Here is a 216-nt window from a genome sequence, read left to right on the forward strand (position 1 = left end):
CCCGCGAGATCAGATACCGCGCAAGCCGATTGACCCGCGCATCGAACTGCGCATACGTCAACGACTCGTCTTCGAACACCACCGCAATCGCGTCGGGATTCGAAAGGACCTGCGCATCGAACCGGTCCAGCAACGTCGACTCCGGCACCGGATGCGACGTATCGTTCCACCGCTCGAGCACCGCAATACGCTCATCGGCGCCCAGCAAATCGATAT

At 60.6% G+C, this 216-nt stretch carries 1 protein-coding gene; it reads right to left on the reverse strand.

What is annotated here, in order from left to right:
* A partial coding sequence (locus ACLQ3J_RS20970) for an AMP-binding protein (protein WP_425904308.1) occupies window positions 1–181 on the reverse strand: 181 nt, incomplete at its 3' end.
* Window positions 182–216: the final 35 nt, after the last annotated feature.

It is taken from the genome of Rhodococcus sp. DT1 (genome assembly GCF_049844875.1).
In the GTDB taxonomy this organism is placed as follows: domain Bacteria; phylum Actinomycetota; class Actinomycetes; order Mycobacteriales; family Mycobacteriaceae; genus Rhodococcus.